This is a genomic window from Stenotrophomonas maltophilia (assembly GCF_013464915.1).
In the GTDB taxonomy this organism is placed as follows: domain Bacteria; phylum Pseudomonadota; class Gammaproteobacteria; order Xanthomonadales; family Xanthomonadaceae; genus Stenotrophomonas; species Stenotrophomonas maltophilia_AT.
On the sequence record NZ_RAVT01000030.1, the window covers coordinates 63,941 to 85,549 of the forward strand.

The window sequence follows — 21,609 nt, forward strand, 5'->3', positions numbered from 1 at the left end:
GAGTCTTCCCGGCGCGACCGATTCCTCAGAACCCGCTGCTGTAGCGCAACGCAGCCTGCCGCGCGCGCTCGCCACCGATTCGCTGGTCAAAGCCCAGGCTCAAGCGGCCATTGCGGCCCCACCACGACTCCAGCGCCACGCCGATCAGCGCACTGCCACGCGGCGCATTCCAGCCTGCCAGCGGCGCCCAGGCATCCACGCCGACAAAACTGGCCTGCCAATCGGCCCCAGCGCCGTCCAGCCGCTGCTGCCACTCGGCGTGTCCACGCAGGGTCCAACGCCCCCAGCCACGCTCGCCGCGGATACCGGCCAGCATCTGGCTGCGCTGCACACGGGTGGCATCACCACGCAGGCCGAAGCCGAAACCGCCCAGCTCATTGAACCCATCGGTATCGACACGCGTGGTGCTGGCACCGAGGTAGGGTGTCAACGAAGCGCCTGCGCGGCCCAGGCGATATCCGCCTTCCACGCTGGCGCTGCTGAAACGCCCGCCGTAACGCGCCGAGACACCGTAGGCGCCCGCACCCAGCAGCAGCTGGCGATCCAGCGCACGGGTGAACTGGCCACTGCCGAACTGGGCCAGCGCATAGCCTCGCCCCAGGTTCCAGCCAGCGTACAACTGTGCCTGCGCCTGGCGGTCACGCCCGCGATCACCGCCGAAACTGCTGCCACCATTGCTGCGGGTCTCGCCGAAAGCCACGCCCATCAGGCCATTGCCGCCCAGCGGCAGATCCTGTCCTGCCATCCAGCCACGGCTGTCTGCGCTGTTGCCGGCAAAGCTGCCCTGCCCGGCCTCGCCCAACGCGCTCTGCCAGGTGCCCCGCAGGCGCGGGGTGGCCTGCACGCGGTCGAAGCGCTCGGCAATCGCACGCCGCGACATGTCGATGCTGTCGAAGGTGGCGGCCTCGGCGCGGGCATGCGCCTGGCCGGACAGGCTCTGCAGGCTGTCGGCCAGGCCCTGCTGGCCCCCTCCGGCCCACTGCAGCGCACCGGCTGCCGCACCGAAGGGCGATCCCTGCAGGCCGGTGTTGCCATCGAGCACTGCGAATGCGCCTTCCAGGCGCTGCGCGGCCACCTGCGCAGAAGCGCTCAGGCCGCTGGCCGCGGCGGTGACGCTTACCTGGGTCACGTTCAACCAGGCGTTGTTGCTGTCGTAGCCATAGGTGGGCGCCACCAGGGTCAGTCCCTGCAGGCCGGTGGAAGTGGCTTGGGTACTGAAAATGCCGTTCAGCCCCCCCGCGGCGTGGATGAGGTCCTGGCGGGTTCCGTTCTGCGGCACATAGCCGGAGACGAAGCCATGCACGCGCACGCTGCCATTGATCGTTGCGCTGCCGGTGACCTGCAGGGCGTTGGCGCCAAGGGCGATCATCAGCTGCGCCCCGGGCTGCTGGGTGTAGTTGCCCTCGATGGTGCCGGTGGTGTTGCCGGTGGTGAGGAACACGCTGCCACCGTTGACCACATTGCCGATCACCCGCGGCGTGCCACCGTTGAACTGCAGACCGGTGGAATCCGGGTCGGGCTGGGCGAGGATCGTCACGTTGGAACGGATCACGCCACCGTTCTGCAGCGTCAGGATGCCGCGCTCGACACGGGTGGCACCGGTGTAGCCGTTGTTGCCGGTCAGCACCAGCTTGCCGTCTCCCTGCTTGACCAGGCCTCCGCTGCCGGTGATGTCGTTGCTCCATGTCGAACCGGTCGAGCCCGCATCCACATTGGCCGCCACATCACCCCAGTCGAAGCGGCCGGGGCCATTGATCGCCCGACCGATGTCGAGCAGGCCATAGCCGAACACCGGATCCACACCGGGCGCACCGATGTCCCTGGCGGTACCCAGCAGGGTCTGCCGCACCAGATCATTGTTGAAGTAGGGGAAGCGCTGCCAGACCAGCGCAGCCGCACCGGAGACCAGCGGCGCGGCGAACGAGGTACCGTAGTTCCAGTAGTAGCTGCCACCATTGGCATCCGGGTAGACCGCGCTGCCCGGCGCCGCCAGGCAGTAGCGGGCCGCCTGGCCGCAGGCATTCGAATAGCTGGCCAGCGCGCCCGGCGTAAACGGGTCCACCGCCGTGGCCACCAGCCAGCCGCGTTCCAGATCGGCCGCCGGCAGCGTGCCTGCCACGCCCTTCTGGCTGGGCAGCGCGGCCAGGCTGCTCGGCTCGCTGCGGCCATCGTTGCCGGCAGCGAACACCACCAGGCCGCCGTGATTGATCACGAACGGCCGGTATTCGGCGGCCACCTGCGCCGTGGTCGGCAGGTCGGTCCAGTACAGGCCACCCCACGAGTTGTTCATCACCTTCACGTTGTAGCTGATCAGGTCCTGGTGGACCTGGGCCACACCCAGCGGCCCACTGAAAGCGTTGCCATTGCCACTGCCGTCATCGGTCGGCGGCTTGTCGGAAATGATCCGTGCCGAGACGATCTGCGCACCTGGCGCGATACCGCCCGGCCAGGTTCCCACTGCCGCGCCGGCGGCGAGGCTGGCCACGGCGGTGCCATGCCCGACCACGTCATCAACCCCCAGGTTGTTCCTGGCCGGATCGATGTAATTGAAGTTGGCCAGCACGCGACCATTCAAGGCCACCGCGTTGCGCTGCACGCCCGAATCGACGATGCCGATGCGCACGCCCTGCCCGGTCAGGCCTGCAGCCTGTGCGGCACGCGCATTGGTGACTGAAAGATGCGCATCAAAGGCCGGCTCCTGCGGCTTGGCCGGCGGCGGTGTCGTCGGGGGAGGCGTAGTCGGAGGTGTCGGCGTGGTCGGGGGCGGGTCGACACGCACGTTGCTGCCGCCTCCTCCGCCACCACAGGCCGTCAGCGCCATCGCCAGCGCGGTTGCCAGCACAGACCTCACCATCATCGTGCGTTCCATCGATTCCTTCCCGTGAACGTTGGCCTGCCTTCACCCCGGCAGGCGTTCGGCGCCGCACAGCGGCAGCCCTTCCCGACCCTCTATACTTGGGCCGACCCCCACGCAGTCTGCCGGGAAACCGGGGCGCATCCAACGGCCTCCGGTCTCCTTTCCGAACATTGCTTACGCATCAACGAGATTGCCATGTCCAACATCGTCATCGCCGCCGCCAAGCGCACCGCCATCGGCTCCTTCCTCGGCCAGTTCAACGGCGTGCCGACCCCGACCCTCGGCGCGGCCGCCATCGCCGCCGCCCTGGAACAATCGGGCGTCCCGGCCAGCGACGTTTCTGAAGTCCTGATGGGCTGCGTGCTGCCGGCCAACCTCGGCCAGGCGCCCGCCCGCCAGGCTGCGATCGCCGCCGGCATTCCGCTGTCGGCCGGTGCCACCACGCTGAACAAGGTGTGCGGTTCGGGCATGAAGACCATCATGCTGGGCCATGACCTGATCAAGGCCGGCTCGGCCAGCATCGTGGTCGCCGGCGGCATGGAATCGATGTCCAACGCCCCGCACATGCTGCCGAACTCCCGTACCGGCAACCGTTTCGGCAACTTCCAGGCGGTCGACCACATGGCCCACGATGGCCTGGTCAACGCCTACGACGGCAAGGCAATGGGCGAGTTCGCCGAGTGCGCGGTGGACAAGTACCAGTTCAGCCGCGAAGAGCAGGACGCCTATGCGATCGAGTCGGTCAAGCGTGCGCAGGCTGCCCAGGCCAATGGTGCATTTGCCGATGAAATCGTCGCGGTGAAGGTCGCCACCCGCAAGGGTGAGGTCGAGGTCGCTACCGACGAGCAGCCGGGGCGCTCGGACATCGCCAAGATCCCGACCCTGCACCCGGCCTTCAAGAAGGATGGCAGCGTGACCGCCGCCAGTTCCTCCAGCATCTCCGACGGCGCCGCCGCAGTGGTGCTGCTGACCGAAGAGGACGCTGCCGCGCGCGGCATCACGCCACTGGCCCGTATCGTCGGCCACGCCACCCACTCGCAGGAACCGGAGTGGTTCACCACCGCCCCGATCGGCGCGCTGCACACGCTGCTGGACAAGACCGGCTGGTCCATTGACCAGGTCGATCTGTTCGAAATCAACGAAGCCTTCGCCGTGGTGGCGATGGCGCCGATGCGCGAACTGGGCATCCCGCACGACAAGCTCAACGTGAATGGCGGTGCCTGCGCACTGGGTCATCCCATCGGTGCCTCCGGCGCACGTCTTGTGGTGACCCTGGTCAACGCTCTGCGCACGCGTGGTGGCAAGCGCGGCATTGCCACCCTCTGCATCGGCGGCGGCGAAGCAACGGCAATCGCCATCGAATTGATTTAAAAAGATTTAACGATGATTTCGCAAAAATGAATGCGGGATCGCTTGACACCCAATCTTGGCTTGTCATCATGTTGTCGGCGCGCAGCATGCGCGTTGCCTAATTCTAACGACGAGGATTTACACAATGAGCATCAACAAGCTGCTGGTCGCGATGTCCCTGGCTCTGGCCCTGGCCGCCTGCTCGAAGCAGGAAGCTGCCCAGGACGCCGCTGCTTCGGCCAACGAAGCCGCCACCGAAGCCCAGGCTGCTGCCGACCAGGCCGCCGCTGCCGGCGCCCAGACCGCCGACGCTGCCCAGCAGGCCGCTGACACCGCCGCCACCGCTGCTGACGCTTCGGTCGACGCTGCTGCCCAGGCTGGCGCTGCTGCCACCGACGCCGCTGCCGGCGCCGCTGCTGACGCTGCCAAGGCTGCTGAAGGCACCGCTGAGAAGGCCAAGGACGCTGCTGAAGAAGCCAAGAAGTAATAACTTCTTTCTTCACGCTGTTCTGGAAAAGCCGCTGGTTCGCCAGCGGCTTTTTCTTTGCGCAGATGCCGGTGATCAAGCCCCTGCATCGCGACCCGGTCTTCACAACGGCATGAATAGGCTGGCGTCCCCATCCATTGCAGTGCCGGAGACCGCCATGAAGATTCGTCCGATCACCACCACCCTGCTGGCCGCCTCCCTGCTGCTGGCTCTGGCCGCCTGCAAGGGCCCGGAAGCCGAACAGGCCAAGCAGGACGCGCAGCAGGCGGCCGACAGCGCCGGCGCTGCCGCCCGCGACGCCGTCGACAAGGCTGCAGCCGCTACCCGCGAAGCCGCCGACAAGACCGCCGCCGCTTCCGAGCAGGCCGCCGCCGATACCCAGCAGGCGCTGGACAAGGCCGCAGACGCCACTGCCAACGCCGCCGACAAGGCCAAGGACGCCGCAACCGACGCCGCTGCGCATGCCAGCGACGCCACCGCCAACGCCGCGCAGAAGGTCGCCGACAAGGCCCGCGATGTCGCCAACGACGCGAAGGCAAATGCCGCCAAGGAAGAAGCCAAGCACTAAGCGCTGCCGGCAGCCGAGCATCGGCTCGGCGCTACAGGAAAAGCCGCGGCACTGCCGCGGCTTTTCTGCTTTTCGCTCTCTGCTCTTTCTGTTGATTCCGTGGTGGACGGCACGGAAACCGTCCAAGGCCACGCGGGTGGGTTGCGCAGGGGTGTCCGCGGCATGGATGCCGCGGCCAAGCCCCCAGGGACGGGTTCACGGCGTCCCCTGCGCAACCCACTCGCGCGGCCACCGCCGATATCAGCGCCCACCACGAGGGGCTCCGCCGCTGGCCGCTCCCTACGGCAGCGCGCGAGCCAACATCGCCGACAGATCCAATCCCGCCGGCAGCGTCCCGAATGCCAGCCCGTGCTCCCCGTCCAACCGGCTGCGCACGAACGCCTCCGCCATTGGACTGCGTGCACGCAGCAGCAGCGCCGCCTGCAGCAGCAGCGCAGTGCGCTCGCAGAACAGCCGCGCCTGTGATTCCTCAGGCGCTGGCGCCGCTGCCCAACGCTGCAATGCAGCTGCATAACGCGCATCGAGATCGGCCACTGCGGCCAGCTCGCTGCGCAATGCCGCCATTGCTTCCGGCTCGCGTGACAGCGCACGCAGGACGTCCAGGCACTGGATGTTGCCGCTGCCTTCCCAGATCGAATTCAACGGCGCCTGGCGATACAGCCTCGGCAGCATCGACTCCTCCACGTAACCCGCACCGCCCAGGCATTCCTGCGCTTCGTTGACGAAGCACGGCGCGCGCTTGCACAGCCAGTACTTGCCCAGTGCGGTCCCCAGCCGCGCCAAGGCGGCTTCGCTGGCATCCTCGCCGGCTCGATCCACCGCCCGCGCGATGCGCATCGCCAACACGGTTGCCGCTTCCGACTCCAGCGCCAGGTCGGCCAGCACATTGGCCATCAACGCATGCTCCACCAACAACTTGCCGAAGGTGCGCCGATGGCGTGCATGATGCAGCGCCTGCGCCAGCGCCATGCGCATCTCCGCGGCCGCACCCAGCATGCAGTCCAGGCGGGTCATCATCACCATGCCGATGATGGTCGCCACGCCACGCCCTTCTTCGCCCACACGCCATGCCTGCGCGCCACAGAACTCGACCTCGCTGGACGCATTGGCCCAGTCGCCGAGCTTGTCCTTCAGCCGCATCAGCCGGAACGCATTGCGGTCACCGTCGGCCAGCCGGCGCGGCATCAGCAGGCAGGTCAGTCCGCCCGGCGCCTGCGCCAGCACCAGGAAGCCATCGCACATCGGCGCAGAAAAGAACCACTTGTGGCCGACCAGGCGATAGCGTTCGCCATCGATCGGCTCGGCGCGCGTGCTGTTCGCGCGTACATCCGAACCGCCCTGCTTCTCGGTCATGCCCATGCCCAGAGTGATGCCGGCCTTGTCCGCCACGGGCACGTCACGCGGGTCATAGACCGGCGCGGCGGCCTTGCGCGCCCATTCGGCCAGGTGCGGCTGCGACTGAAGCACTGCCACCGCCGCATGGGTCATGGTCAAGGGGCAACTGGTGCCGGCTTCGGCCTGGTGGTGCAGATAGCTCAATGCCGCACGCGCCACATGCGCGCCGGGCTGCGGCTCGTGCCAGGACAAACCCGCCACGCCATGCTGCTTCGCTGCGGCCATCAGCTGGTGGTACGCAGGGTGGAACTCGACTGTATCAATGCGATGGCCCTGCGCATCGTGCGTGCGCAGGCGCGGGCGATCACGGTTGGCGTCAAAGCCGAGCCGGTACAACTCGTCGCCGGCCAGTGCTCCATATGCGGCCAGCCGCGGCGCGAAACCGCCCGCCCCCTCGCGCTTCACCGCCTCCATCAACGCTGCATCATCGGTCCACAGCTGGCGACCGGCAAAGGGCGGTGGCTGGTTCAGCACCACATGGGTTTCATACGGCGCGTTGCTGCTGAAGCTGGGTCCGCTCATCCGGTCCGTCCTGGCGGCAAGAGGTCTGCGGCCCGATTGTGCCGCATCCGCTGCCAAGCCCGCGTTCAGGCCGGTTCTCACCTTCTGCACGAGCGGCAGGTCACAGTGATCGCATGGCAGGCAACGACGATCTGGTGGTGCTGCGTCCGGAGGGGCTGTACTGCGCCGCCGGGAATTTCCACATCGATCCCTGGCGGCCGGTGCCGCGTGCGGTCATCACCCATGGCCACGGCGACCACGCGCGTCCGGGCATGGGCGAATACCACTGCAGCGAAGGCAGCCTGCCGATCCTGCGCTGGCGCCTGGGCGATGTGCCGGTGCAGGTGCACGCCGAAGGAGCGTCCTTCCGCCTGGGCCGGGTGCAGGTATCGCTGCATCCTGCCGGCCATGTGCTCGGCTCGTCGCAGGTCCGCATCGACGATGGTGAACGGGTCTGGGTGGCCTCCGGCGACTACAAGCGCCAGCCGGACCCGACCTGCACGCCCTTCGAAGTGGTGCCCTGCGATACGTTCATCACCGAAGCGACCTTCGCCCTGCCGATCTACCGCTGGCCGGACACGCCCGCGGTGGCTGCGCAGATCGTGGCGTGGCGCCGCGAATGCGAACAACGTGGCGAAGCGGCGATCCTGCTGTGCTATGCACTCGGCAAGGCGCAGCGGGTACTGGCGGAGCTGTTGCCACTGGACGACCGCCCGGCGTGGCTGCATGGCGCCATCGCCAATGGTGTGGCGGTCTACCGGCAGGCCGGCGTACCGATGCTGGAGACACTTGCCGTTGCCGAGCAAGGGCGCCAGCCTGATGCCGCCGGCCAGCTGATCCTCGCGCCGCCGTCGGCTGCGGGCACACCGTGGATGCGCCGCTTCGGCCGCCACCAGCTGGGCTTCGCCTCGGGCTGGATGCAACTGCGCGGCAACCGGCGTCGCCGCAACGTCGATCGTGGCTTCGTCATTTCCGATCACGCCGATTGGCCCGCGCTGCTGCAGACCATTGAACAGACCGGCGCGCAGCGGGTGATCGCCACCCATGGCAATACCGATGCACTGATTCCCTTCCTGCGCGAACGCGGGGTGGCTGCCGAAGCCTTCCGTACCGATTTCGGGAGCGAGGAATGAAGGCCTTCGCGGCGCTCTACCAGCGCCTGGACCGCAGTACCGCCACGCTGGACAAGCGTGCCGCGTTGATCGATTACTTCCGCCATGCAGGCGCGCATGATGCGGCGTGGGCGCTGTACCTGCTCAGCGGCGGCAAGGTGGGCGGCGCACGCCGGAAGATCGCCGCCAGCGGCGAACTGCGCGCGTGGGTGAGCGAGGAATCGGGCCTGCCACCGTGGCTGGTCGACGACAGTCATGCGCAGGTGGGCGACCTGGCCGAAACGTTGACCCTGCTGCTGGATGATCCGGCACGGGCTGCCCCCGACCGCCCGCTGGCCGACTGGATCGAACAGCACCTGCTGGCCGTCGCCAACCGGCCGGAAGAGGAACGGCGGGCCGCCGTGCTCGCCGGTTGGCGGCAATTGCCGGCCAGCGAACGCCTGGTGTTCAACAAGCTGCTGACAGGCGCCCTGCGGGTGGGTGTTTCGCTACGCCTGGTGCAGCAGGCGCTGGCCGAATGGTCCGGCCTGGACATCGCACGCATTGCCCAGCGCATGCTCGGCGAGTGGGTTCCCTCGCCTGGATTGCTGGCTCGGCTGCTGTCGCCGGACGAACTGCCATCGGACCGGCAGCAGCCCTACCCGTTCTTCCTCGCCTCGCCACTCGAAGGCGATCCTGCCGAGCGCCTCGGGCCCATCGACGATTGGCTGCTGGAGTGGAAATGGGACGGCATCCGCCTGCAGCTGCTGCGCCGGCGTGGCGAGGTGGCGCTGTGGTCTCGTGGCGAGGAACGACTGGATGGCCGCTTTCCCGAGATCGAGCACGCAGCGCTGGCGCTGCCAGATGGCTGCGTGCTGGACGGCGAACTGCTGGCGTGGGATGAGGCCAGCAACCTGCCGCGCGCGTTCACCGCGCTGCAGACCCGCATCCAGCGCCGCAAGCCGGGCGCGGCGACGTTGCGCAGTACGCCGGTGCGCGTGCTCGCCTATGACCTGCTGGAACACGATGGCGCGGACCTGCGTGAGCAGCCCCTGCAGGAACGTCGCGCCCGGCTCGCCGCCGTCGTCGGTGCGCTGGATGATGCGCGGATCCAGCTGTCACCCGACGTTGCGGCCGACGACTGGACGCAGGCTGCAGCCATGCGTGAGATGGCGCGCGAACGCGGTGTGGAGGGGGTGATGCTGAAGCGGCGCACGTCCCCTTACCAGGCCGGGCGACGACGCGGCGACTGGTGGAAATGGAAGGTCGATCCACTCACCATCGACGCGGTGCTCCTGTACGCACAGGCAGGCCACGGACGGCGCAGCACGCTGTACACCGACTACACCTTCGGCGTCTGGGACGGCGACATCCTGGTGCCGGTAGCCAAAGCGTATTCGGGCCTGGATGACAGGGAGATCCTCGCGCTCGACCGCTGGATCCGCGCCAACACCGGCGAGCGCTTCGGGCCGGTACGCAGCGTGCGCGCCGAACAGGTGTTCGAGCTGGGCTTCGAAGCGGTCAACCGCAGCAGCCGGCACAAGTCCGGCATTGCCGTGCGCTTTCCGCGCATCCTGCGCTGGCGGCACGACAAGCGTGCCAGTGAGGCCGATCAGCTGGCCAGCCTGCAGGCACTGGCGCGATGACCCGCAGCCAGGCACTGCGCCGGCTGGAAGACTGGTTCGTGGCACGCGGCTGGCGCTCGCTGCCGTTCCAGCGCGCAATGTGGCGCCATTACCTTGCCGGCGAATCCGGGTTGCTGCACACGCCCACGGGCAGTGGCAAGACGCTGGCGATGTTCGGCGGGCCATTGCTGCAGGCGATGATCGATCCACCGCCCACACCACGTCGCGCCAGTGCGGTACGCCCGTTGCAGGTGCTGTGGGTGACACCACTGCGTGCTTTGGCCAGCGACACCGCACGCGCACTGCAGTCCGTGATTGATGGGCTGGGGCTGGGATGGCGGGTGGGCCTGCGCAGCGGTGACGCCAGCAACCGCGAGCGGCGCCACGCGCGCGAAGGCCGCATCGACGTACTGGTGACCACGCCCGAATCACTGGCGCTGCTGCTGAGCTATCCCGATACGCTGCCACGCATGCGCCAGCTGCGCTGCGCGGTGGTGGATGAATGGCATGAGCTGCTGGGCAACAAGCGCGGTGTACTGCTGCAGTTGAACCTGGCGGAGTTGCGCGAGGCCGCGCCCGCAATGCAGCTGTGGGGGCTGTCGGCCACGCTGGGCAATCTGCAGGAGGCTCGCGACGTGCTGCTGCCCGGGCAACCGGATGCTCCGATCGTGCAGGGTGTACGTCCGCGCGCGATCAGCGTGCGCAGCCTGCTGCCGGAACCGGGCGAACGTTTCCCTTGGGCGGGGCACCTGGGACTGGCGCAGCTGCCGCGCGTGCTGGACGCGTTGATGCAGGCGCGCAGCAGCCTGCTGTTCACCAACACCCGCGCGCAGGCGGAACTGTGGCACCAGGCGCTGGCCGCGGTCTGGCCGGAAGACCAGGACACGCTTGCACTGCACCACGGCTCGCTGGATCCGGCGCTGCGCCAGCAGGTGGAGGATGGCCTGCGCGCGGGCGTGCTGCGCTGCGTGGTCGCCACCTCCAGCCTCGACCTTGGCGTGGACTTCCCCGAGGTTGAGCAGGTACTGCAGCTGGGAAGCCCGAAGGGCGTGGCCCGCCTGCGCCAACGCGCCGGACGTGCGCGCCACCGCCCGGGTGCCAGCGGTTCCATCCTGTGCGTGCCCAGCCATACGCTGGAACTGGCCGAGTACGCCGCCGTGCGCCGTGCGTTGGCCGAAGGCGTGGTCGAAGCACGCAGGCCGCCGACGCTGTCGCTGGATGTGCTGGCCCAGCATGCGGTCAGCCGTGCGCTCGCTGGCGGCTTCGACAGTGATGCGCTGCTGGCGCAGGTGCGCCGCACCCACGCCTTCGCCACGCTCGGCGATGAACAATGGCGGGCCGTGCTGGACTTCATCGTGCAGGGTGGGCAGGCGCTGGTGCAGTACCCGGACTTCCACAAGGTCGTGCTCGATGCCGATGGCGATTACCGCATGCATGATCGCCGCCAGGCGCTGCGGCACCGCTTGTCGATCGGCACCATCAGCAGCGATGGCAGTGTGCGCGTGCAGTTCCTGCGCGGTGGCGGGCTCGGTGCAGTAGAGGAACAGTTCGCCAGCCGCCTGCGCCGGGGTGATCGCTTCCAGTTCGCCGGGCGCCTGCTGGAACTGGTGCAGCTGCGTGACATGACCGCCTTCGTGCGGCTGGCGCGGGGGCATGGTGACGGTGTCGTGCCGCGCTGGCAGGGAGGCCAGTTGCCGCTGTCGATGGCACTCGGCCGTGAACTGGAGGCAGTCCTCTCCGGTTCCGATGACAGCGCCGAATCACGCTGGCTGGCGCCGCTGCTTGCATTGCAGGCGCAGTTGTCGGCACGCCCCGCTGCGGATCATCTGCTGGTGGAGGAGGTGCGGCGCCGCGATGGCCAGTTCCTGTTCGTCTACCCCTTTGCCGGCCGCCACGTGCATGAGGCGCTGGCAGCCCTGCTGGCGCTGCGCTGCACCCGCCAGCAGCGCAACAGCATCGGCTATGCGGTGAACGATCACGGCCTGGTGCTTGCGCCGGCGCAGGCCATCGAACTCGACCTGCCGCAATGGCGCGCATTGTTCAGCAGTGATGGTCTGCTGGAAGACCTGCGTGCAGCGGTGAACCTGGGCGAGCTGGCACGTCGCCAGTTCCGCGGCATCGCGCGCGTGGCGGGCCTGCTGGTGCCCAGCCTGCCCGGTGGTACGCCGCGATCGCTACGCCAGCTGCAGGCCTCGGCTGGCCTGCTCTACGACGTACTGCGCGAACATGACCCCGACCACCTGCTATTGGCATTGGCCGAACGCGAAGTGCTGCAGGACAGCCTGGACCTGCCGGGACTGCAGCAGGTACTGGCACGGATCGGCGCGCAGGAGCTGTCGCTGCAGCAGCCGCCGTCACTCACACCGTTGGGCTTCCCGTTGTGGGCCGAGCGCCTGCGCGGGCAGTTCAGCAACGAAGACTGGCGCACCCGCGTACAGCGTGCCGCGCAGCAGCTGGAGCGCCGCCATGGTCGATGAGCATCTGCGGCCACTCGCCGCGGAGCCCGTGCTGTTCCTCGGTGACCGCGCACTGTACTGGCCGGCACGGCAGGCCTTGCTGATCGCCGACCTGCACCTGGGCAAGGCCGATATCTTCCGCCGTGCCGGCATCGCCCTGCCCAGCGGCGGAACCGTTGACGACCTGCGCCGCCTGCAGCGGCTGCTGGATACCCATGCATGCCGCGAACTGTGGATCCTCGGCGACATCCTGCATGGGCCGGCGCATCGCGCGGCGTGGTACCAGCACTGGCTGGGATGGCGCGAACGCAATGCTGCGCTGGACGTGCATGTGGTGCGTGGAAACCACGACCTGCACCTGCCACATGCACAACTGCAGGTGCAGATCCACGATGCGGTCCGCCTGCCGCCGTTCCTGCTGCGGCATGAGCCCGTGCCGGACACGGACCTGCATGCAATCGCCGGGCACCTGCATCCGCAGGTCGCCTTGCCGCCGTTGCGACGGCGTTTCCCCGCATTCTGGCTGCGTGACAGGATGACGGTCCTGCCGGCCTTTTCCGCGTTCACCGCCGGAATCGTTCCTGTTCCTGCTCCAGGCGAACAGATGATCGCCTGCGTGGAAAACGGCGTGGTGGAACTGCCCGTGGCTTGAGTCAGGCCGGGCGAACATCCAATTGCGGCATCAACTGGAAATCAGGCGTGTCATCTTCACGTCGCCGCGGCAGCGCCTGGATGGCGGCCAGCATTTCCTGTGCGCAGGCGCGGATGCGTGCATGGTGCTCCGCTGCGGCATGGCTGATCAGGCTGCCGACATGGAACTCGAACACATCCTCCAGTACGTCGGGCTGGTCCTCGTGCAGCATCTGCAGCAATCCGCGCAGCTTGCAGATTTCCGATTCCAGCTCCTCGACCGCGAACAACATGGCGTCCTCCTCTTCAACATCAGGCGGCGCGTCCGGGCCGCAACAGGCCGCAACGGCAGTGCTGCCCGGGCCACGCGCGATGTTGATCACGGAAAGGAAAACGGGCGACGCGCAGTCGCGTGCAACCTACTTCTCGCACATCGGCGGTGAGGCAACCGTTAATTCACGTGACGGCACGCTTCACGCGCGGGCCGTGATCACGTTGCTGCGAGGCATCTCCATCCTGGTGGCCAGTGCGTCGGCGAAGGCCGGATCCAGCGTGAGCGAACCGAACCAACCCTGTTGCGTGCCACTGAGCACGCGCAGCATGTGACCACGCCCACCCGGCAGGCGCCCCATCGGGCCCAGCAGCACGTCGCGCGCCTTCGCCCAGACATCGCGGTCGGACTGGAACAGCGGCGTCAGCCAACGGCTCCAGCGCTGGTAGACCGCAACGTGCGCCCTGCGTTGCGCCTGGTAGGCCTGTAGGGCCACCGCACCGCCGCCATGGCTGCGCACCGCGTCGCGCAATGCCAACGCGTCGAGCAGCGCCATGTTCACCCCCTGCCCCAGCTGCGGGCTCATTGCGTGCGCGGCATCGCCGGCCAGCACCATGCGGCCGTGGTGCCAGCGCGTCATCACGGCATCGCGATAGACCGCGCGCGCCAGCTGGCCGGCATCGCGCAGGTGGGCGAAGCGCGCACTGGCCTGCGGCCACAGCGCATGCAGCTCGTCCAGCCAAGGCGTCATGCCATCGGCCTGCCAGCGCTCGAAGTCGGCACGTGGCAGGCTCCAGAAGAAGCTCAGGCGTGGCGTGTCATCGCCGGGGCGCGTACCGACCGGCAGCAGCCCGATCATCTTGCGCGCGGCCACGTAGCGCTGCCGCAGCTCCTGCACGTGCGGCCAGTCTTCAGCCGGCAACAGGCACCACAGCGCCCCCCACGGATAGACACGGTCCAGCCCTGCACCGCCGGCGATCGTGCCGCGCAGCGCAGAGGCCGCGCCATCGGCGGCCACCACCAGATCGAACGGGCCATGCGTGCGCCCTTCGCCGTCGCGCAGGCGCCCATGCTCGGCATCCACCTCGGTGATGGTGGTACCGGCATGCAGCTGGCCAAGCCCGCCACGGGCATCATCCAGCAGCGAGAACAACGCCCCTCGCTGCATGCCCAGTCCGTGCAGGCGCGCATCCAGGCCGTCGTAGCGCATGTCCATCACCGCGCGCTCGCACGGCGTATCCCCATACAGGCGGTGCACCGGCGCGGCATGCGCGCGCACCGCATCCAGCAGGCCCATCTGCCACAGCACCTGCAGGCCGCTGGGCTGCAGCAGGAAACCGGCACCCACCGGCCCCGGCGTGGGCACGCGTTCGAAGATCTCCACCTCGTGGCCGTCACGGGTGAGCAGGATGGACACTGCCTGTCCAGCGGTGCCGTAGCCGATCACGGCGATACGCAGTCGTTCCTTCATGGCCGCATTGTGCCATCTGCGCTGGAGCGGTACATCCGCTGCCTTCCCGGTTGAAACGGTGCATCGGGCGGCACCATCACGTTCACGCGCGCAAAAAAAACCCCGCCGGAGCGGGGTTTTCAACGCACTGTCGAGTGGATCACTCGGCCGGCGTGATGTTCGAAGCCTGGGCACCCTTCGGGCCCTGGGTCACGTCATAGGTGACACGCTGGCCTTCCTGCAGGCTGCGGAAGCCCTTGGAGTTGATGGCGGAGAAGTGCGCGAACACGTCGGCGCTGCCATCCTCCGGCGAGATGAAGCCAAATCCCTTGGCGTCGTTGAACCACTTGACGGTACCGTTCGGCATGGTGATGCGAGACCTTATGCAATGAATGGGTGGTGTACGCTGAACCCGCGCACAAGCTGAGTATGCAAAGCTTGCTCGGGGAAGACAATCACCCCCGCGCCAATTCGCCCACCAGTTCCGGAAGTCCGTTGCTGGCCGCCTGCACGTTGGCCAGCACTTCGGCCATCGTAATCTCCTCGCCATCACCACAGCCGGCAGCCCAGTTGGCGATGATCGCCAGGCAGGCATAGTCCAGCCCCAGCTCACGTGCCAGCGCGGCTTCCGGCATGCCGGTCATGCCCACCAGGTCACAACCGTCGCGGCGCATGCGGGCGATTTCAGCGATGGTTTCCAGGCGCGGGCCCTGCGTTGCGCCGTAGCAGCCACCGTCATGGACCGTGACACCGGTCACTTTGGCCGCCGCCAGGATCTTGCTGCGCAGCATCGGCGTGTACGGGTGGCCGAAATCGACGTGGACCACATCGGTGCCCTCTTCTTCACAGATGGTGCTGATGCGGCCCCAGGTGTAGTCGATGATCTGGTCCGGGCAGGCCAGCACGCGCGGACCAAAGTGTTCGGTGATGCCACCGACGGTGTTCAACGCCAGCACGCGCTGCGCGCCCAGCTGCTGCAGCGCGGCCAGGTTGGCCCGGTAATTGATCTTGTGCGGCGGCAGCGAGTGGCCTTCACCATGGCGCGCCAGGAACGCGACGCGATGGCCGAGCAGCGTGCCCACGCGCACCGGGCCGGACGGGCGGCCGAAGCGGGTGTCGACCTCGTGGGTCTGCACGTCGTCGAGCTTGGCCAGGTTGTAGACACCGGTACCGCCGATCACGGCCAGGGCGATCTGTTGCATTCGAAGCACTCCATGAAAAGACGAACGCCGGCACCCGAGGATGCCGGCGATGGAAGAAGACGCGCCGCAGGCGGCTGCGCCGTTATTCCTTCATTGCGTAGATGGCCGGCACGCAGCGCAGGGTTTCGTTGACGTCCATGCCGAAGCCGAACACGTAGCGGTCCGGCAGTTCGATGCCGGCGTAGTCAGCAGTGACGTCCGGCAGCGCGCGGTCGTGCTTCTTCACCGTCATCGCGGCGATGCGTACGTCGGTCGCGCCCTGTTCCAGGCACCAGGTGCGCACGCCCTGCAGGGTGTAGCCCTCGTCGAGGATGTCGTCGACCAGCAGCACGCGGCGGCCGAACAGCGAGGTGGCCGGCTTGTGCTTCCAGACCAGGTCGCCGCCGGTGGTTTCACCGCGGTAGCGGGTGGCGTGCAGGTAATCGAACTGCACGTCCTGCCCGCGCGCACCCAGTTCCAGCGCCAGCTGGCCGGCGAACGGCAGCGCGCCGTGCATGATCGACAGGAACAGCGGCACCTCGCCCTTGTAGTCGCGCGCAATGGCGTCGGCGATACCAGCAATGGCCTTGTCGATGGTGGGGCGGTCGACCAGCAGGTCAGCCTGGGCCAGGGCCTGGGAAATGGTGAGGTTGGGCATCAGACGGTTCTTCCAAGGGTTTCAAGCAGACGGGTTTGGGTGTCGCCATGGCGGGCATCGGCCAGCAGGCCATCCCAGCCAAGCGCGCCGCGGCCGATCAGGCCCAGCAGCGCAGCGGTATTGAGGGAGCGCCCCTGCACTGCGTGCAGGGCTTCATCAACCAGCTCCGGGTGGCAGACCAGCACCACGTCGCAGCCGGCGTCCAGATGGGCGTGCACGCGCGCCGGAACGCCGCCGGCACTGTGCGAGGCGGCCATGCCGATGTCGTCGGAGAACACCACGCCACGGAAGCCGAGCTCTCCGCGCAGGATGTCCTGGATCCAGCGCGGCGAGTAACCGGCCGGTTCCGGCGCCACCTGCGGGTAGATCACGTGCGCCATCATCACCGCGTCGGCACCGGCGGCGATCCCGGCCCGGAACGGCACCAGGTCCTGCGCGCGCAGCTCGTCCAGCGCGCGCGGGTCGATCGCGGTATCCACGTGGGTGTCTTCCAGAACGGTACCGTGGCCGGGGAAATGCTTGAGCGTGGCGGCCATGCCGACCGAATGCATGCCACGCACATAGGCGGCAGTGAACGCGGCCACCACCTGCGGGTCTTCACTGAAGGCGCGGTTGCCGATGGCACGGTTGCCACGGCCAAGGTCCACCACCGGCGCGAAGCTCAGGTCCACGCCGCTGGCGCGCACTTCGCTGGCCATCAGCCAGGCGTGCCGTTCGGCCAGTGCCAAGGCCTGCTGCGGGTCGGTGGCATACAGCGCCCCGATGTCCTGCAGTGGCGGCAGATCGCTGTAACCCTCGCGGAAACGCTGTACGCGGCCGCCTTCCTGGTCCACGCAGATCAGCTGCGGGCGCGGCGCGGCGGCGCGGATGGCCGCGCTCAGATCGGTCACCTGCTGGCGCGAGGCGAAGTTGCGCTTGAACAGCACCACCCCGGCCACGGCATCGTGCTGCAACCAGTCACGCTCCTGGGCAGTCAGTTCGGTGCCGGCAACGCCGATCAGCAGCATGGTCGATCTCCACAACGCGCGCCCGCATGGCGCAGTGCCGCATTGTCGCAGAACCGGCCGACAGGCGCAGTGGTCCCTTAAAAGGGGGACGGAGGGGATTAAGACGTATCCGGCCACTGGGGCCGATTGCGCCTTAATCCCCTCCGTCCCCTTTTAAGGGACCGGTCAGACCTTGCAGCCGTCCGGGCCGCAGGCCTCGTCGCCATCGGCGGGCGGCTCCGGCGCGCCCTGCTCGGCGGCGATCTGGCGCAGTGCGTTGGCGAAGGCCTCGGGCGGCTGCGCCCCGGAAATGGCCCACTTCCCATCGATGACGAAGGTCGGCACCGACGAAATGCCCAGCGCATGGGCCTGGGCCAGCTTGGCGTCGACTTCGGCCAGGCCGTGATCGGAGGCCAGCATCTGCGCGATCTCACCCGCATCGAGGCCGCCAGCGGCGCCGGCCTTGATCAACACCTGTGGGTCGGCCAGGTTCTGGCCCTGCTCGAAGTGGGCGCGGAACAGCGCCTCACCCACCGCGTCCTGCACGCCGTGCTGCCCGGCCAGCCACAGCACCCGGTGCGCCGGCAGCGTGGTCACCCGCACCTGGCCCTGGCTGAAGTCCATCGGCAGCCCTTCGGCCCGCGCGGTGGTCTGGGTCTGGCTGAGGATCTGCTCGGTACGCTCGGCGCCGCCGAACTTGCGCACGTAGGCCTCGCGCAGCGGCACCGGGGTGGCGTCCGCGTCCGGATCCAGCTGGAACGGCTGCCAATGGATGTCGAGCTCGGGCGCGTCGGCGCCCAGCAACTGCACGCCCTGCTGGAAACGATGCTTGCCGATCCAGCACCAGGGGCAGACCACGTCGGAGTAGATGTCGATTCTCATCCCCCCGACATGGGGCCCACCCCCGCCGAAAAAAGGGGACGGAGGGGATTAAGTCGCTTTCCGCACAGGCGGGGTAAAGGCGACTTAATCCCCTCCGTCCCCTTTTTGGGGTTTCACCACTGTGAATAGGGGCGGCTGGCGAGCGCGACGTTGTAGTAGCGGGCGTCGTCGGTCACTTCGGCGCCAACCCAGCCCGGCAGGTCGATGACCTGGTCAGCGCTGTCCAGCTCGACCTCGGCCACCACCAGACCGGCGTTGTCGCCGAGGAATTCATCCACTTCCCAGGTCAGGCCGGCGTGCTCGACCAGATGACGGCGCTTGTCGATCAGGCCACCAACACAGAGCGCCAGCAGCGCGCGCGCATCGTCCACCGGTATCGGGTAGTCGAACTCCTGGCGGGTGTGGCCGATGGTGCGCGACTTCAGGTTCAGCGCGGCGTGATCGCCTTCGATGCGGACCCGCACCGACGCGTTCTGGGTGCCACGGTCGAGCGCGCCCATGTCGTTGATGTAACCCTGCGCCATCGGGATCACCCGGTGCGCAGCGGATCGCCAGCCATCGTTGATGACCAGGAATTTGCGTTCGATTTCAATGCCCATGGCGCGATTATGCGCCATGGGCATGACAGCCGCTCAGCGCTTTTCGAACACCGCGATGCTTTCCACGTGCGCGGTGTGCGGGAACATGTCCATGGCACCGGCACTGACCAGGGTGAAGCCCTGTTCGTTGACCAGATAGCCGGCATCGCGTGCCAGCGAGCCCGGATGGCAGCTGACATAGACGATGCGCTTGAACTGCTTCAGCGGCAGCTGCTGCAGCACTTCGATCGCGCCCGAGCGCGGCGGGTCCAGCAGCAGCTTGTCGAAGCCCTGGCGCATCCACGGGGTGCTGCGCTGGTCCTGGGTCAGGTCGGCGCTGAAAAACTGCGCGTTGGCCAGACCATTGCGCTCGGCATTCTCACGAGCACGCGCGACAAGGCCGGCATCACCCTCCACGCCGACCACTTCGCGCACACGGCGGGCCAGCGGCAGGGTGAAATTGCCCAGGCCGCAGAACAGGTCCAGCACGCGCTCGTCCTCGCCCGGTTCGAGCAGGTCCAGGGCGTGGGCGATCATCTTCTCGTTGAGCTTGGCGTTGACCTGGATGAAGTCCAGCGGGCGGAACGCCAGCTCGACGTCCCACGGCGCCAGCCGGAACGACAGCGGCACGCCCTGCCCGTCCAGCGGCTGCACGGTGTCTACGCCACCGGACTGCAGGTAGATCACGAAGCCATGCTGCTGGCCAAAGGCGGCCCAGGCGGCGCGGTCGGCATCGCTGAGCGGCTGCAGGTGGCGCACGGTCAGCACCACCGCCTGGTCACCGGCGATGAACTCGATCTGCGGGTTGTCGCGCTTGCCATCGAGCGATTCGATGAAGGTCGACAAGGCCTCGACCTTGGTACCGATCTCCGGGATCACGGTCAGGCACTGGCTGAGATCGGCAACGAAGCGCGGATCCTGTTCACGGAAGCCGACCAGGGTCTTGTCCTTCTTTTCGACCCGACGCACCGAGAACCGGCCCTTGCGGCGGTAGCCCCAGCTCTCGCCGACCAGCGGCGCCAGCACGACACCCGGCTTCACGTGGCCGATGCGCTCCAGGTTGTCCATCAGCACGCGCTGCTTGGCGACAATCTGCTGGTCTTCGTCCAGGTGCTGCAGCACGCAGCCGGCGCAGGTGCCGAAGTGCGGGCACTTCGGGGTCACGCGCTGCGGCGAGGCCTGCAGTACTTCCACCGTGCGCGCCTCATCGAAATGGCGGCTGCGGGCAGTCTGTTCCGCCATGACCACCTCGCCCGGCAGAGCGCCGCTGACGAAGGTGACCTTGCCGCCCTCGCCTTCACGGCGGGCGACGCCGCGACCATCATGGCTGAGGTCGAGGATCTCGGTCTGGAATGGGGTACGGTCGATGCGGGAGCGGGATCGGGCCACGTGGCAACAGGCTGCGGGCAAAAATGGGGGCATATTGTCGCAGATCCTGACTGGCAGGGTCTGGACCCGCTTGCGCCCGCCGCCGCCGTGCTTGATGATTGCAACAGCTGACATGGAGGCAGCCCTGATGCAGATGACCCCGCGGGCCAGCCGGCCCCGCTTCCTGCTTGTCGAGGACGACATCATCAGCCGCGGTTTTTTCAAAGCGGCGTTGGAAACGTTACCGGCGGACGTGGACACCGCAGACTCATTGGCCAGTGCCCTGGCCAGCGCCGAGCCCGGCGCGCATGACCTGTGGCTGATCGACGTCAACCTGCCGGACGGCAACGGCGCGCAGCTGCTGCGTGAACTGCGCCGTTCGCACCCCGATACCCCGGCGTTGGCCCATACGGCCGATGGCGACACCTCCATTCATGCCCGCCTGCGCGAAGCCGGCTTCAGCGACACGCTGGTCAAGCCGCTGGGCCGCGACCAGTTGCTGAAGGCCGTGCGCCGCGCGCTGGTGAACAGCCCGGCGGGGATCTTCGTTGCCCCGGCCCCGGCAGCGGTCGAGCTGCAGGTGCAGGACTGGGACGAGACCGCGGCACTGGCCGCGCTCAATGGCCAGCGCAACCACCTGATCGCCCTGCGCGAGCTGTTCCTGGCCGAGTTGCCGGGCGTACGCGACGCGGTTGAACAGGCCGTGGACCAGCATGACGAGCGCCAGCTGCGCAGCCAGCTGCACCGGCTGCAGGCCAGCTGCGGGTTCGTGGGCGCGGCACGGCTGGCACGGGCGGTGCGGCAGCTGCATCACGCACCGGAGTCCGGGCAGGCGCAGGCGGGGTTCCGCGCGGCGGTGGCTGCCCTGCTGCACTGAGGGGTGTTCGGCAGGGCTGCGCCCTGCACCCGCAGAGGCTTCAAGCCAAGGCAACAGCAAAAGCAAAAGCTGGCATTCCGTGGCTTGGCGGGGCGGTATCGGAGCGCGGGGACGCCGTAAACCCGTCCATGGGGGCTTGGCAGCCGCATCCATGCGGCTGACACCCCGCCCTCCGATACCGCCCCGCCTCTGACAGTTTTCCGCGATCGGGTAGATCCACGCCATGCGTGGATGAATTTCTGTCAGATATCGAAATCAATCTGGGGTCAGATCCGTTTTCCGAGGKAAAACGGATCTGACCCCGTCGGCATGTCCAACAGCTCGCGGAAAACTGTCGAAGGCGGGGTGGGTCCGGTTGCGGGAGTGTCCGCGGCATGGATGCCGCGGCCAAGCCCCCA

Annotated in this window: 19 protein-coding genes; 8 read left to right on the forward strand and 11 right to left on the reverse strand. The window is 67.9% G+C overall.

Annotated elements, in window-relative coordinates; all coding sequences use genetic code 11:
* Positions 1-25: 25 nt before the first annotated feature.
* Entirely contained in the window at positions 26-2,869 is a 2,844-nt protein-coding gene (locus D7T59_RS11490; protein ID WP_180850900.1) for an autotransporter serine protease, read from the reverse strand.
* Positions 2,870-3,052: 183 nt separating this feature from the next.
* Here D7T59_RS11490 and D7T59_RS11495 point away from each other — a divergent pair, with 183 nt between their 5' ends.
* The 3 genes from D7T59_RS11495 (at position 3,053) to D7T59_RS11505 (ending at position 5,262) form a co-directional block, all read left to right on the forward strand.
* Positions 3,053-4,228, forward strand: coding sequence for a thiolase family protein (locus tag D7T59_RS11495; RefSeq protein ID WP_180850899.1), 1,176 nt, complete (start codon positions 3,053-3,055; stop codon positions 4,226-4,228).
* A 124-nt stretch (positions 4,229-4,352) separates the two neighbouring features.
* Positions 4,353-4,694, forward strand: coding sequence for a hypothetical protein (locus tag D7T59_RS11500; protein WP_004153024.1), 342 nt, complete (start codon positions 4,353-4,355; stop codon positions 4,692-4,694).
* Between the two features lie 157 nt (positions 4,695-4,851).
* Complete coding sequence (locus tag D7T59_RS11505) at positions 4,852-5,262, forward strand: hypothetical protein (RefSeq protein WP_006461120.1); 411 nt, start codon at positions 4,852-4,854, stop codon at positions 5,260-5,262.
* A 279-nt stretch (positions 5,263-5,541) separates the two neighbouring features.
* Here the strand turns inward: D7T59_RS11505 and D7T59_RS11510 are convergent, their stop codons facing one another.
* Positions 5,542-7,179: an acyl-CoA dehydrogenase family protein gene (locus tag D7T59_RS11510; RefSeq protein ID WP_164138379.1), complete on the reverse strand. Its 1,638-nt coding sequence runs from the start codon at positions 7,177-7,179 to the stop codon at positions 5,542-5,544.
* A gap of 113 nt (positions 7,180-7,292) precedes the next feature.
* Between D7T59_RS11510 and D7T59_RS11515 the strand changes: the two genes are divergently transcribed.
* From D7T59_RS11515 to pdeM, 4 genes are read left to right on the forward strand one after another with little or no spacing between them, the layout of a single operon-like run.
* Entirely contained in the window at positions 7,293-8,291 is a 999-nt protein-coding gene (locus tag D7T59_RS11515) for a ligase-associated DNA damage response exonuclease (protein WP_180850897.1), read from the forward strand.
* Positions 8,288-9,895: an ATP-dependent DNA ligase gene (locus D7T59_RS11520; RefSeq protein WP_180850896.1), complete on the forward strand. Its 1,608-nt coding sequence runs from the start codon at positions 8,288-8,290 to the stop codon at positions 9,893-9,895. The genes D7T59_RS11515 and D7T59_RS11520 overlap by 4 nt, the downstream gene beginning before the upstream one ends.
* Positions 9,892-12,351: a ligase-associated DNA damage response DEXH box helicase gene (locus D7T59_RS11525; RefSeq protein WP_180850895.1), complete on the forward strand. Its 2,460-nt coding sequence runs from the start codon at positions 9,892-9,894 to the stop codon at positions 12,349-12,351. Before D7T59_RS11520 ends, D7T59_RS11525 begins: the two co-directional genes overlap by 4 nt.
* Positions 12,341-12,982, forward strand: a complete 642-nt coding sequence (pdeM, locus tag D7T59_RS11530) for a ligase-associated DNA damage response endonuclease PdeM (RefSeq protein ID WP_164138387.1) — start codon at positions 12,341-12,343, stop codon at positions 12,980-12,982. The genes D7T59_RS11525 and pdeM overlap by 11 nt, the downstream gene beginning before the upstream one ends.
* Position 12,983: 1 nt before the next feature.
* Here pdeM and D7T59_RS11535 read toward each other — a convergent pair whose 3' ends face one another.
* The 9 genes from D7T59_RS11535 to rlmD all read right to left on the reverse strand — a co-directional run bounded on the left by D7T59_RS11535 (position 12,984) and on the right by rlmD (position 20,355).
* Positions 12,984-13,253: a hypothetical protein gene (locus D7T59_RS11535; RefSeq protein WP_164138389.1), complete on the reverse strand. Its 270-nt coding sequence runs from the start codon at positions 13,251-13,253 to the stop codon at positions 12,984-12,986.
* Between the two features lie 180 nt (positions 13,254-13,433).
* Positions 13,434-14,702: an FAD-dependent oxidoreductase gene (locus tag D7T59_RS11540; protein WP_164138391.1), complete on the reverse strand. Its 1,269-nt coding sequence runs from the start codon at positions 14,700-14,702 to the stop codon at positions 13,434-13,436.
* 139 nt (positions 14,703-14,841) lie between these two features.
* Complete coding sequence (locus D7T59_RS11545; protein ID WP_005410590.1) at positions 14,842-15,048, reverse strand: cold-shock protein; 207 nt, start codon at positions 15,046-15,048, stop codon at positions 14,842-14,844.
* A gap of 88 nt (positions 15,049-15,136) precedes the next feature.
* Positions 15,137-15,883 carry an S-methyl-5'-thioinosine phosphorylase gene (locus D7T59_RS11550; RefSeq protein WP_049430529.1) on the reverse strand — a complete coding sequence of 249 codons (747 nt, stop codon included), beginning with the start codon at positions 15,881-15,883 and terminating at the stop codon, positions 15,137-15,139.
* A gap of 82 nt (positions 15,884-15,965) precedes the next feature.
* Positions 15,966-16,520, reverse strand: a complete 555-nt coding sequence (locus tag D7T59_RS11555) for a hypoxanthine-guanine phosphoribosyltransferase (RefSeq protein WP_005410592.1) — start codon at positions 16,518-16,520, stop codon at positions 15,966-15,968.
* The gene (nagZ, locus tag D7T59_RS11560; protein WP_164138393.1) at positions 16,520-17,527 is read right to left on the reverse strand and encodes a beta-N-acetylhexosaminidase; all 1,008 of its coding nucleotides are present in this window, start codon (positions 17,525-17,527) and stop codon (positions 16,520-16,522) included. Before nagZ ends, D7T59_RS11555 begins: the two co-directional genes overlap by 1 nt.
* A gap of 165 nt (positions 17,528-17,692) precedes the next feature.
* The gene (locus D7T59_RS11565) at positions 17,693-18,388 is read right to left on the reverse strand and encodes a DsbA family oxidoreductase (RefSeq protein WP_164138395.1); all 696 of its coding nucleotides are present in this window, start codon (positions 18,386-18,388) and stop codon (positions 17,693-17,695) included.
* Positions 18,389-18,501: 113 nt separating this feature from the next.
* Complete coding sequence (locus D7T59_RS11570; protein ID WP_164138397.1) at positions 18,502-18,987, reverse strand: CYTH domain-containing protein; 486 nt, start codon at positions 18,985-18,987, stop codon at positions 18,502-18,504.
* A 33-nt stretch (positions 18,988-19,020) separates the two neighbouring features.
* The gene (gene rlmD, locus D7T59_RS11575) at positions 19,021-20,355 is read right to left on the reverse strand and encodes a 23S rRNA (uracil(1939)-C(5))-methyltransferase RlmD (protein WP_180850894.1); all 1,335 of its coding nucleotides are present in this window, start codon (positions 20,353-20,355) and stop codon (positions 19,021-19,023) included.
* A 127-nt stretch (positions 20,356-20,482) separates the two neighbouring features.
* On the opposite strand from rlmD, the gene D7T59_RS11580 reads away from it, so the two are divergent.
* Positions 20,483-21,211: a response regulator gene (locus D7T59_RS11580; protein WP_164138401.1), complete on the forward strand. Its 729-nt coding sequence runs from the start codon at positions 20,483-20,485 to the stop codon at positions 21,209-21,211.
* Positions 21,212-21,609: the final 398 nt, after the last annotated feature.